Origin of the sequence: Nocardiopsis kunsanensis DSM 44524, from assembly GCF_000340965.1 — a bacterium.
Classification (GTDB): domain Bacteria; phylum Actinomycetota; class Actinomycetes; order Streptosporangiales; family Streptosporangiaceae; genus Nocardiopsis; species Nocardiopsis kunsanensis.
Map to the genome: position 1 here is coordinate 267,622 of NZ_ANAY01000003.1, position 12,074 is coordinate 279,695.

Sequence of the window (12,074 nt, forward strand, 5' to 3'; positions counted from 1 at the left end):
GCGGCCCCGTTCTGCGGCGGCGCGCTGTGGGTTCAGGGGTTCGGATCGCCATGCAGCGTACCGAGCTACTGGCCGGTATCCCCAACCGGGCACCCGAAGGTCCCGAGTACCGCCGTTCCTGCGGGGCGGGACGTTCGGGCACGTCAGCGGGCAGGGGTGAGACACCTCACGCTCGTGCGGCGCCGACGGAGGGCCTCTCCTCCCGGTTCAGGCCCAGCCGGCGTCGTGGGCGAGGATCGCCGCCTGCACCCGGTTCGACACCTCGAGTTTGGACAGGATCCGGCTCACGTGGGCCTTCACGGTGGCCTCGCGCATGCCCAGGGCCCGGCCGGCCTCGGCGTTGGAACTGCCCTCGGCGACCGCGACCAGGACCGACCGTTCACGATCGCTGAGCACCGACAGCCGGCGCTGGGCCTCGACCCTGCCTGCGGCCGAGTCGGCCGGTGCGGGCGCGGTGAAGCGTTCCAGCATGCGTTTGGTGACGCTGGGCGAGAGCATCGCGTGGCCCTCGTGGACGGTGCGTACCGCTTCGACCAGGTCACGGGGCGGGGTGTCCTTGAGCAGGAAACCGACCGCCCCGGCGCGCAGTGCGGCGTGCACGTACTCGTCGAGGTCGAAGGTGGTCAGCAGCACCACCCGCGGCGGATTCGGCAGAGCAGCCAGGGTACCGGCGGCGGTGATGCCGTCGGAGCCGGGCATACGGATGTCGAGCAGGACCACGTCCGGTTCGAGGTCGCCGGCCAGGGCCACGGCCTCGTCGCCGTCGCTGCCCTCCCCCACGACCTCCACGTCGGGGGCCGAGTCCAGGATCATCCGCAGCCCGGACCTGACCAGGAGTTCGTCATCGACCAGCAGCGCGCGGATCACCGTGCGGGTCCCCTTCCTCGGTGTCGGTCCGGTCCGTGGGAACGATAGCGCGCATCCGCCACCCGCCGTCGGGGCAGGGGGCCGCCGAGAGGGAACCTCCGATCAGGGCGACGCGTTCACGCAACCCGGCAAGACCGTAACCGCTGCGGGGCGGTGGAGCGAACGTCGCCGGTGCCGGGGCCGGGGTGTTGGCGACCTCGATCTCGAGGCGGTCGGTGCCGTGGTGGAGGTTCACGGTCACCGTCGCGCCGACGGCGTGTTTGGCGACGTTGGTCAGGCCTTCCTGGACCACCCGGTAGGCGGTGCGCTGGGACGCCTCGGGTACGGGAACGTTCCGGTCCCCGCTCTCGTGGCGGTGCAGGTCCATGCCGGCACCGCCCCATTCCTCCAGGAGCCGGTCGAGGTCGGCCAGGACGGGTTGGGGCGCGGTCGGGGCGAGATCGGTCTCCTCGTCGCGCAGCACTCCGAGGATCCCGCGCAGTTCGGACAGGGCCTCGCGTCCGGTGGTGCGGATCACGCCGGCGGTCTGCACACTCTCCTCCTCCTGGGCCGAGACCTCCAGTCCCCCGGCGTGCAGGACCATGAGGCTGACGCGGTGTGCGACGACGTCGTGCATCTCGCGGGCGATGCGAGTGCGCTCGGAGCTGATGGCCTGTTCCGCCATGAGGTGCTGTTCGCGTTCCAGGCGGGCGGCCCGTTCCTGGAGGCGTTCCACGAGCTGGCGCCTGGTGCCCACCCACAGGCCCAGGACGGTGGGCACCACCAGAAACATCCCCCAGAAGAACACGACCGTGACCACGTGGATGTTCGAGTAGGCCGCTACGAGCGCGGCCATGTGCAGACCGAACCAGCAGGCCAGGAGCCGGCGGTTGGTGAAGTGGCCCGCGTAGCTGTACAGGGCGATGCCGGCCGGGAGGAAGTTCCCGGTCAGGAGCAGAAGCAGGCCTGAGGCAGCCAGGAGCAGCTGGGGGCGGCTGCGGCGTACGAACATCAGGGCCAGTACAGCGGCCCCGGGGAGAGCGTAGAGCGCCATCCCGATGAAGATCTCCGGATAGTCCCAGAGCGGCCGACCGGTCTCCGGGTCGACCAGGAGACCACCCACGAACCCCATCTCGCCCCCTACTGCGACCAGGGCCTGGAAGAGCAGCACGAAGGGCATCGGAACGAGGGCGAAGAGCCAGTCGGCCAAGCGCTCCCGGCGGTTCCACCACCACGTCCACGCACGTCGGGCCCGGGAAATCAGCCGGCCCCCCACCTGTCTCCGGAGTGTCATGGTGGGGAGTCTACGATCGTGTCCGGCGCGTTCGTCCGGGCCGCAAAAGCACCCCCTTCTTTCGGACGACCCCGCGTTCGTGCAGGTCAGGACGGAAACGGCGGAGGGCGTCGCGCGGGCTGCGGTGGTCGGCCACCAACTTTCGTCGGGGGTGTCCCCCACCAAGGGGACGCGAACTCTTCCGCCGGGTCGCTCTTTCGCCGGTCCCGGAATGGCTCCCGCGGCGGATGTGGCAGGGGCCGGACTTTCCTAGCGTGGAACGTGCCGTCGGGCGAGCGCTTCCCCGAGCGTCCCGCGACGCCCCACGAATCCATCCGCCATCAGAGCAGGAGCAACCCGTGTCCGAATCCTCCGTACGTCCTCAGGCCCAGCCGCAGTCACCACCGGTCGTGGTCGCGCGGGGGCTCGTCAAGACCTACGAGACCGGGGCGAACCAGGTGCACGCCCTGGCCGGGGTGGACGTGGAGTTCCACCGCGGTGCCTTCACCGCGATCATGGGCCCTTCGGGGTCGGGAAAATCCACCCTCATGCACTGCCTGGCCGGGCTCGACACCGCCACCTCGGGCACCGTTCACCTGGGCCGGACCCCGATCACCGGGTTGCGCGACCGGGAGCTGACCCTGCTGCGGCGCGACCGCATCGGTTTCATCTTCCAGTCGTTCAACCTGTTGCCCATGCTCACCGCCGAACAGAACATCCTGCTGCCCTCGCAGATCGCCCGCCGCAAGGTCGACCGTGAGCGCTACGAGCACATCGTGGACGTGGTGGGTCTGCGTGACCGCCTCGACCACCTGCCCTCCAAGCTCTCCGGCGGCCAGCAGCAGCGCGTGGCCGTGGCCCGGGCCCTGCTCAACGCCCCCGAGGTCGTCTACGCCGACGAGCCGACCGGGAACCTGGACTCACGCTCGGGCGCGGAGGTGCTGCGCTTCCTGCGGGACTCCGCACACGACCTGAACCAGACGATCGTCATGGTCACGCACGACCCGGTGGCGGCCTCCTACGCCGACCGTGTGGTGTTCCTGCGTGACGGTTCGCTCGTGGACGAGGTCACCGAGCCGACCGCCGAGCTGGTCTCGGCCCGGCTGCTGAAGCTGGAAGAGGCCTGAACCGATGCTGCGCACCACACTCGCGGGACTGCGGCTGCACACGTCCCGCTACGTCACCACCGCCCTGGCGATCCTGCTCGGCGTGATGTTCGTGTCCGGCACGATGGTCTTCGCCGACACCCTGGAGTCCGACTACGAGTCCTCGGTGATGGGTTCGGCAACCAGTGTCGACGCGATCGCCGTGCCCCAGGAACCCGAGGTCGACCCCGAGGCCGGGCCGCAGCCGCCGCCGGTCCTGGGCGAGGAGGACCTGAATCGGGTCCAGGACCTGCCCGAGGTCGCCGAGGCCGATGGACGGGTCGAGGGCCAGGCCGTGCTGCTGGACTCCGACGGCCGCGCCTACGGGATGACCCCGCCGGCCGCGATGTCACTGGGTGAGGTCAGCCGTTTCTCCGCCTCGGAGGGGTCCCTGCCCTCGGGCGGGGACGAACTGGCGCTGTCCACCTCCACCGCCCGTGAGACCGGGTTCGAGGCCGGCGACACCGTGACCGTGCTCGACCCCGACCGGGAAGAGCGCGAGTTCACCGTCTCCGGCCTGGTCGAATTCGGCATCGACCCGGCCTACTCCTTCGGCGGAGCGATGGTCATGGACCGGGACACGGCCGAGGAGATGACCGGCGCGACCGGTTACGTGGAGATCGACGCGATCGCTGCGGAGGGCCACACCGCCCAGGAGACCACCGACGCGGTCTCCGCTGCCCTGGCCGGGAGCGCCGATGTGCAGACCGGTGAGGAGTTCGGCCTGGACATGGCCGAGGGTTCCGGCGCCGACACCCAGATGTTGCGTACCGCCCTGCTGCTGTTCGCCTTCATCGCGATGTTCGTGGCCGGGATCGTCATCTACAACACCTTCGCCATCATCATCGCCCAACGCCAGCGCGAGATGGCCCTGCTGCGCTGCGTGGGGGCCAAGCGCGGCCAGGTGTTCGGCTCGGTGCTGGCCGAGTCGAGCATCGTGGGCCTGCTCTCCTCCGTCCTGGGTGTGCTGGCCGGGGTCGGTATCGGCATGCTGGGGGCGCGGTACGGCAACGGCCTGGTGGGCGGCACGGGCGGACCGGCCGAGCTGGTCATCACCCCGACCGCTGTGATCTCCGGGCTGGCGGTGGGCACCGTCGTGACTGTGCTCTCGGCCCTGGTTCCGGCCCTGCGGGCCACGCGGGTGAGCCCGCTGGCGGCGCTGCGCACCAGCGCCACCTCCGGGGCCCTGGACAAGCGCACCGGGTGGCTGCGCACCGCGGTCGGGGTGGCCGCCTTCACCGTCTCCGCCCTGATCATTGCGCTGGTCCTTTCGGGTGAGCCTTCCACGGCCGGTCCCGTGATCGTCACCGGCGCGGCCCTGATCGCGTTCCTGGGCGTGGTCGTGCTCGGCCCGCTCCTGGTGCGCGGGATCGTGCACCTGGCCGGGTTGGTGCTGCGCCGTGTCGGGGTGGCGAGCAAACTGGCGGTGGACAACTCCACACGCAACCCGCGGCGTGCGGCGACGGCGATGATCGCTCTGACCGTGGGTGCCACCCTCATCACCGGGTACTCGGTGATCAGTTCCTCGCTCGAGACGACCATGAACAACATGCTCGAGGAGCAGTTCCCGGTCGATTACCAGATCAGTTCACAGTTCGCCATGGCCGAGCCGACCGGTGGGGAACAGGACGAGGACAGTGCCGGCGAGAGCGACGACGGCATGCCGCAGGCCGAGACGGTCCCCGAGGAAGTGCGCTCGGCGCTCTCGTCGTCGCCCTCGGTCGCCCAGGTCATGAGCCAGCGCACCGAGTACGTCGACGACGAGAACACGCACCTGATGGTGAACAGCTACCTCGGTGCCGATCTGGCCACCGACATGGGCACCGACCTGGTCAGCGGCGACCTGGAGGACATGGGTCCGGGCCGGGTGACCCTGTCGAAGGGCTACGCCGACGGGCACACGGCCGGCGACACGTACACGCTGCCCACCGAGGACGGCGACCGTGAGCTGGAGGTCGCCGCGGTCACCGAGGACACGGGGCAGCTCTACGGGGTGATCCTGGACCCGCAGGACTTCGGGCAGCTCTTCCCCGAGCGGACCGAAGACGACATGCTCTTCGTGCGGGGGACGTCGGACGCCGACCCCTCGGAACTGCGCACAGCGGTGAACGACGCCGTCGAGGAGCACCCGACCGTGCAGGTCGCGTCGATGGCGGAGACGAAGAACCAGTTCTCCGAAATGCTCGACATCGCCTTCTACACGATCGCGGCGATGCTGGCCCTGGCGATCCTCATCGCGGTGTTCGGCATCTCCAACACGATGGCGTTGTCGGTGCTGGAACGCACCCGCGAGTCGGCGCTGTTGCGGGCCCTGGGGTTGTCCCGGGCACAGCTGCGGCGGATGCTGGGCGTGGAGGCGGTGCTGCTGTGCCTGATCGGCGCCCTCATCGGCATCACGCTGGGTGTGGTCTTCGGATGGGCGGCCGGGGCCTCAGCCATGCCGAACATGATTCTGGCCGTGCCTCTGGCCCAGGTCGGGGTGTTCGTGGCGGTGGCGGTCGTGGCCGGGCTGCTGGCCTCGATCATGCCGGCACGACGTGCGGCCCGGACCTCGATCACGGGGGCGCTGGCCGGCGAATAGCGGTCACCCCCCCGGGAGCCGACCGAACACGGCGCCGGTCCTCGCCCACGTGCGGGGACCGGCGCCGTACTGTAGCCGGGGGGTGGAGCGTGTGAGTGGTTCGGCTTCGGCACCGGTCCCCTCGGCCGGGGTCGCATGGGCAACACCTGCGGCCCGGTGGATCCTGGCGGCGACCGTGCTCGGTTCGGGAACGGCGTTCCTGGACTCGACCGTGGTGACCGTGGCCCTGCCCGCCGTCGAGGAGGACTTCGGGACCGGGTTGGCCGGCCAGCAGTGGATCGTCAACGGGTACATGATCACCCTCTCGGCGCTGATCCTTCTCAGCGGCTCCCTGGCCGACCGGTTCGGCCGGGTGCGGGTGTTCATGGCGGGTGTGGTGCTCTTCGCCCTGGCCTCTGCGCTGTGTTCGGTGGCCCCGAACCCGGAACTGCTGGTGGCCGGCCGGGCCGTCCAGGGTGTGGGTGGTGCGCTGCTCACACCGGGCAGTCTGGCGATCCTGCAGGCGAGCTTCCGGGAGGAGGACCGGGCGCGGGCGATCGGCGCGTGGTCGGGGCTGACGGGTGTGGCCTCCGCGGTCGGACCTTTCGTCGGCGGCTGGTTGGTGCAGGTCGGCGACTGGCGGCTCATCTTCCTCATCAACCTTCCGTTGGCGGCCCTGGTGCTGGCCATCGCCTGGTTCAAGGTTCCCGAGTCCCGGGACCCGTCGGCGCCGCGCAGTCTGGACTACACCGGGGCACTGCTGGGTGTGGTGGCCCTGGGCGGTATCACCTACGCCCTCATCCAGTGGGGTTCGGTGGGCGTGACCCCAGCGGTGCTCGTGGGCGCCGCCGGGGGCGGGGCCGCCCTCCTCGTGTTCCTGGTGGTGCAGGCCCGCAAGCGTGCGCCGATGCTGCCGTTGGGCATCTTCCGTTCGGTGCCCTTCAGTGCCACCAACGCCGCCACGGTCATGATCTACGCGGCACTGGGCACACTGCTGTTCCTCCTGGTGATCCACCTGCAGGAGGTCGGCGGGTACTCGCCGGTCACGGCCGGGGCCGCGCCGTTGCCGTTGACGGTCCTCATGCTGCTGCTGTCGGCGCGCTCGGGCGACCTGGCCGCCCGGATCGGCCCGCGCCCCCAGTTGATCGCCGGTCCACTGCTGCTGGCGGCCGGGCTCGTGTACCTGTCACGGATGCCGGCCGACCCGGGTTACCTGGTGGACGTCCTGCCCGGGGTCCTGCTGGTGGCACTGGGCATGGCCGTGACGGTGGCGCCGCTGACGGCCACGGTGCTGGCCTCGGCGCCCGAGCGGCACGCGGGTCTGGCCTCGGGGGTCAACAACACGTTCGCGCGGGGCGCGCAGATGATCGGGGTGGCGGCGGTGCCGTCCCTGGCGGGGATCGGTGCCGGTCCGGGCGGTCAGGAGGGCACGGAGGCGCTCGCACAGGGGTTCGGTCCGGCGATGTTGATCCTGGCGGGCCTGGCGGTGGCGGCCTCGCTGTGCGCGATGGCCCTGCCGCGCGGAGGTGTGTCCGGGGCTCGGGAGACGGCCGAGCGGGGCGGGCCCCCGGAGAAGGCCCCGGCTGCCGAGCCGCGCCCCGGGCAGCGCCCTCCCCGGTTCTGCGGGGTGTCGGGGCCGCCGATGCGTTCGTGCCCGGGCTCCAGCGCCGGTTCCGGGGGCGGCACCGGCCGGAACTGTTGAAGGCCGGACCGCCGGGACCGCCGCGCACGGATGCGCCCGGACGGTTCCGGCCGCCCGCGGAAGGGCACCGTCGAAGGCCTCAGGTGTCCGGGGCCCCCGTGTCCTTCGGGTCCTCGGCATCCGGGACGTAATCGGAGGCGCCGGTGGTGCGGTCGCGTTCGTCCCCCCGTTCCCCGTGCGGGGTGTCGGCCGGGTGTTCGTAGGGACGGTCGGAGCGGTCCTCACGGACGGCCGCCCCTTCGTCGGACTCGGGCACGGACCCGTCGTCGACCTCGTGGAGGGCCTCCTCCTCCGCGTTGCGGGTCTCTCCGCCCCAGCTCTCGCGCGGATAGACGTCGCTGCGTTCGGACTGCACCCCCTCGTGGATCCCCCGGGGGCCGGGGCTGTCGGTTCCCGGGGTCCCGGGATCCTCGAAGTCGTACTCCTGGATGTCGTGGTCGGGTTCGATCCTGCGTTCCCGGGCCACGGCCTTGCTCAGCTCGGGATCGTCACCCATGTCGGTGTCCACGTCATAGGGCTCTTCAGTCACTGTCACCCCTCCTCTCACTGGGTCCGGTGCCCGGATCGGAGCCGTAGGACACAGGAGGCGGGGGAACTCAGTGGCGGGCGTTCTCGGCGCGGCGCAAGCGCAGAGGCCGCAGTGCGGCTTCCAGGGCCACTCCGGCGTCGAGTTTGCTCCGGCCCTCGACGCGGTCCTCGAAGTGGATGGGGATCTCGACGAGCTTCTGGCCGCGGCGGTAGGCACGGTAGTGCATCTCGACCTGGAAGGCGTAACCGGTGCTCTCGATGCTGGGCAGGTCGAGGACCCGCAGCGCCGAGGACCGCCAGATCTTGAACCCGGCGGTGACATCGCGTACCGGCATGGACAGGACGGACTTGACATAGGTGTTGGCCCATCCGCTGAGCAGCCGACGGCGCAGGCCCCACTGTTGCGAGAGGCTGCCGCCGGGCACGTAGCGGCTACCGATGACCACGTCGGCGTTGGTGGAGTGCAGTGCGCCCAGGAGCTGGGGCACGTAACCGACGGGATGGCTCAGGTCGGCGTCCATCTGGACGACGTACTCTGCTCCGAGGTCCAGTGCGTGGGTCATGCCTTCGACGTAGGCGCGGCCCAGGCCGTCCTTGTGGGTGCGGTGCACGACCGAGACCCGCCCGTGTTCGGGACCGCCGTGCTCGGCGGCAAGTTTGTCGGCGATCTCGCCGGTACCGTCGGGTGAGTTGTCGTCGACCACGACGACCGTCAGCCGGGGCAGGTCCAGGGCGGTGAGCTGGGCGACGAGCCGCGGCAGGTTCTCGGCCTCGTCGTAGGTGGGTACAACGACGGCGACACGGGAGGAGGACCAGGGTTCGGGGAGGGCCACTGGTTCGGGCGTGACACGCGCCGGGGGCTGTTCCCGGGGCGTCGGCTGTGCGGGCATGGGCTGCTGCTCCTGCCTGGTGGACGACGTGGTCGGTGGGGGACTCGGGGACGTTCGGCGGACCTGGGCGGAAGAGCCAGCATCACGCGCGTGGTGCCTGCCTTACAAGTGGCGTGGCCCGTAGGTTACGCGTTCGTTCCCGGCCGGGGCCCGCCTGCGGGTCCCGGAGTGGTCAGTGGCCGCGTTCTCCGAGCGCAACGGCCACGTGTACCAGGGCTCCGGTGTCCTCCAAGGTCATGAGTACCTCGGGGTCGGCCCTGTTGTCGGTGATCAGGTGGGCGATCTCCTCGGGGGCGACGGTGGGGACCATGGTCTCGGCGCCGATCTTGGTGTGGTCGGCGAGCACGACGGTCTCCTCGGCACAGTCCGCCAGGGCCCTGTCGACGGCTGCCACGGCCGGGTCCGGTGTGCTCAGACCGCGCTCGGCGCTGACACCGTTGCCGGAAAGGAAGGCCCGGTTGACCCGGAGATCGGCGAGGGTGTCCTGGGCCTCCGCTCCCACGAGCGCGCGGACGGGGCCGTGCAGGGTGCCACCGGTCATGACGACACGGACCCCGGGGGCGGTGGCCAGAACGTCGGCCGCACGCAGGGAGTTGGTGACCACGGTCAGCTCGGTGTGCTGGAACAGTTCGTGGGCCAGGGCCTCCGTGGTGCTGCCGGGGCCGAGGCTGACGGCCTCTCCCGGACGGACCAGGCGGGCACCCACCGCGGCGATAGCGGCTTTCTCCGCGGCGCACTGCGTGCTCTTGCCGGAGTAGCTCTGTTCGTGGCCCATGCGGCCGGGCAGGGCCACACCGCCGCGGCGCCGGTCGACGAGTCCCTCGGCCTCCAGGGCGCGTACGTCGCGGCGCACGGTGACCTCGGAGGCATGCACCTTGGTGGCCAGGTCGCGCAAGGACATCGTGCCGTTGGCTCGGACGAGTTCGAGGATGCGGTCACGGCGCTCGGCGGCGAAGGCCGGTCGGTTCTCCTCGACCACGTGTTGTGCTCCCCGTTCTCGTTCGCGACCGGGCAGGGGTCCGTCTCCCCGAGCCCGCTCCGCCTCCAGGGTAGGGCCCCGCGGGCCCGTCCGGAGGGCTCCCCGCTTCTTCCGACGGCCGGATTCCCTGTTCCTGCTGGGTCCACACCCCCGTACTCGTGCGGACTCCGGTGCACAATTGAGGCATGAGCTCCGATGCCACCTCCACACCAATGACGGCCACGGTCTGGTGGGCGCACACCTCGGCTGCGAGCAGCCGACTGGTACGCCTGTTGAACGAGGACGAACGCACACGCAACGAACGGTTCCGGCTCCAGGACGACCGCGACCGGCACCTGTTGGGCCGTGCGATGGCGCGGTTGAGTCTGGCCGAGCTCTCCGGGTGCCCTCCCGAGTTCATCGCCTTCGACATGCACTGCCCCTCCTGCGAGGAGAAGGAGCGCGCGGGTGCCGCGCGCGACGAGAGCCCGCACGGCAAACCCCACCCGATCGGCGCAGCGCAGGGTTGGGAGTTCTCGGTGAGCCATTCGGGCGAATGGGTGGTCCTGGCGGTGACGGACGGCGCCCCGGTGGGCGTGGACGTGGAGCGGGTCGCCCCGGCCCGCGACCTGGACGGGTTGGCAGGGTACACGCTCGCCGACGACGAGTACCGGGTGTGGTCGGTGCTGGACGAACCGGAGCGCACGGTGGCGTTCTACGGCTACTGGGCACGTAAGGAGGCCCTGCTCAAGGCCACGGGGCTGGGCCTGTCCGGGGGTCTGCGCCGGGTGAGGGTCAGCCCGGCCGACGGTGAGGCGGAGCTCGTGTCCTGGGAGGGCGGCGGCGCTCCGGGCCCGGTGTGGTTGTCGGACCTGGAACGCGAGGCCGGTTACCGGTCGGCGGTGGCGGTACTGACCGACCGGCCCGTGGACCTGCGGGTCCGCACGGCGCAGGAGACGGTGAGCGAACTCCTGGCCGTGCGGTCCTGAGTGGCGGCCCCAGGGGCACCGCTATGCGCGTTCAGCGAGGTGCCGGCCGATGACCATGCGCTGGATCTGGTTGGTGCCCTCCACGATCTGCAGGACCTTGGCCTCCCGCATGTAACGCTCGGCAGGGAAGTCGCGAGTGTAGCCGGACCCGCCCAGGACCTGGACGGTGTCGGTGGCCACGCGCATGGCGGTGTCGCTGGCCATGAGTTTGGCCATCGCGGCGCGCTCGCCGAAGGGCCGTCCGGCATCGCGCAGCCGGGCGGCCGACAGGTAGAGCTCACGGGAGGCGGCGACCTGGGTGGCCATGTCGGCGAGGGTGAAGTTCAGCCCCTGGAAGTCGCCGACGGGGCGGCCGAACTGGTGGCGTTCCCGGGAGTAGGAGACCGCGGCGTCCAGTGCGGCCTGGGCCAGGCCCACGGAGCAGGCGGCGATGCCCAGACGGCCGGAGTCGAGGGCGGACAGGGCGATGCCGAAACCCTTGTTCTCTTCCCCGATCAGGGCGTCGGCGGGCAGGCGCACGTCGTCGAAGAGCACCCCGGCGGTCGGTGAGGAGTTCATCCCCATCTTGCGTTCGGGGGCGGCCGACCCGAGTCCGGGGGTGTCGGCGGGCACGTGCAGGCAGCTGATGCCCTTACCACCGGAGTCGGGGGCGCCGGTGCGGGCGAAGAGGGTGTAGTGGTCGGCGCGGCCGCCGTGGGTGATCCAGGACTTGGCCCCGTTGACGAGGTAGCCGTCCCCAGTGGGTTCGGCCCGGGTGGTGAGGGCGGCGGCGTCGGATCCGGACGTGGTCTCCGACAGGCAGTAGGCGCCCAGGGTGTGCCCTTCGAGCATGCTGGGCAGCAGGGCGGCGCGCTGCTCGTCGGTGCCGAACTCGGCGACGGGGTAGGCGGAGAGGCTGTGCACGCTCACGCCCAGGCCCACGGCGAGCCATCCGCGGGCGAGTTCCTCGACGACCTGCAGGTAGACCTCGTAGGGCTGGTCTCCCCCGCCGTACTCGGAAGGGTAGGGCAGCCCGAGGAGTCCGGCCTCGCCCAGGGTCGTGAAGACCTCGCGGGGGAAGGTGCCGTGTTCCTCGTCGTGGGCGGCGCGCGGGATGAGCTCCTTGTCGACGAGTTCACGGGTCAGTTCCAGCAGTTGCCGTGCCTCGGGGGTGTGCAGTTCGCGTTCGACCGGCATGGGTGCT

Annotated in this window: 10 protein-coding genes; 4 read left to right on the forward strand and 6 right to left on the reverse strand. The window is 70.9% G+C overall.

Going from position 1 to position 12,074, the window contains the following annotated elements:
* Positions 1-207 precede the first annotated feature (207 nt).
* Complete coding sequence (locus D456_RS0103850; RefSeq protein WP_017574838.1) at positions 208-867, reverse strand: response regulator; 660 nt, start codon at positions 865-867, stop codon at positions 208-210.
* Positions 842-2,140: a sensor histidine kinase gene (locus D456_RS0103855; protein WP_026115544.1), complete on the reverse strand. Its 1,299-nt coding sequence runs from the start codon at positions 2,138-2,140 to the stop codon at positions 842-844. Before D456_RS0103855 ends, D456_RS0103850 begins: the two co-directional genes overlap by 26 nt.
* 338 nt (positions 2,141-2,478) lie before the next feature.
* On the opposite strand from D456_RS0103855, the gene D456_RS0103860 reads away from it, so the two are divergent.
* The 3 genes from D456_RS0103860 (at position 2,479) to D456_RS0103870 (ending at position 7,526) form a co-directional block, all read left to right on the forward strand.
* Positions 2,479-3,246, forward strand: coding sequence for an ABC transporter ATP-binding protein (locus D456_RS0103860; protein ID WP_017574840.1), 768 nt, complete (start codon positions 2,479-2,481; stop codon positions 3,244-3,246).
* A 4-nt stretch (positions 3,247-3,250) separates the two neighbouring features.
* Positions 3,251-5,845 (forward strand): ABC transporter permease, encoded by a 2,595-nt coding sequence (locus tag D456_RS0103865; RefSeq protein WP_017574841.1) that lies wholly within the window; start codon positions 3,251-3,253, stop codon positions 5,843-5,845.
* A 91-nt stretch (positions 5,846-5,936) separates the two neighbouring features.
* Positions 5,937-7,526 carry an MFS transporter gene (locus D456_RS0103870; protein ID WP_017574842.1) on the forward strand — a complete coding sequence of 530 codons (1,590 nt, stop codon included), beginning with the start codon at positions 5,937-5,939 and terminating at the stop codon, positions 7,524-7,526.
* Between the two features lie 79 nt (positions 7,527-7,605).
* Here the strand turns inward: D456_RS0103870 and D456_RS0103875 are convergent, their stop codons facing one another.
* From D456_RS0103875 to D456_RS0103885, 3 genes are all read right to left on the reverse strand, one after another.
* The gene (locus D456_RS0103875) at positions 7,606-8,055 is read right to left on the reverse strand and encodes a hypothetical protein (RefSeq protein ID WP_239643766.1); all 450 of its coding nucleotides are present in this window, start codon (positions 8,053-8,055) and stop codon (positions 7,606-7,608) included.
* A gap of 67 nt (positions 8,056-8,122) precedes the next feature.
* Positions 8,123-8,944, reverse strand: a complete 822-nt coding sequence (locus D456_RS0103880; protein WP_017574844.1) for a polyprenol monophosphomannose synthase — start codon at positions 8,942-8,944, stop codon at positions 8,123-8,125.
* Between the two features lie 172 nt (positions 8,945-9,116).
* Complete coding sequence (locus D456_RS0103885) at positions 9,117-9,923, reverse strand: DeoR/GlpR family DNA-binding transcription regulator (RefSeq protein WP_017574845.1); 807 nt, start codon at positions 9,921-9,923, stop codon at positions 9,117-9,119.
* A gap of 185 nt (positions 9,924-10,108) precedes the next feature.
* Here D456_RS0103885 and D456_RS0103890 point away from each other — a divergent pair, with 185 nt between their 5' ends.
* Positions 10,109-10,891, forward strand: coding sequence for a 4'-phosphopantetheinyl transferase family protein (locus D456_RS0103890; RefSeq protein WP_026115545.1), 783 nt, complete (start codon positions 10,109-10,111; stop codon positions 10,889-10,891).
* A 21-nt stretch (positions 10,892-10,912) separates the two neighbouring features.
* On the opposite strand, the gene D456_RS0103895 is transcribed toward D456_RS0103890, so the two are convergent.
* Positions 10,913-12,067, reverse strand: coding sequence for an acyl-CoA dehydrogenase family protein (locus D456_RS0103895; protein ID WP_017574847.1), 1,155 nt, complete (start codon positions 12,065-12,067; stop codon positions 10,913-10,915).
* Positions 12,068-12,074: the final 7 nt, after the last annotated feature.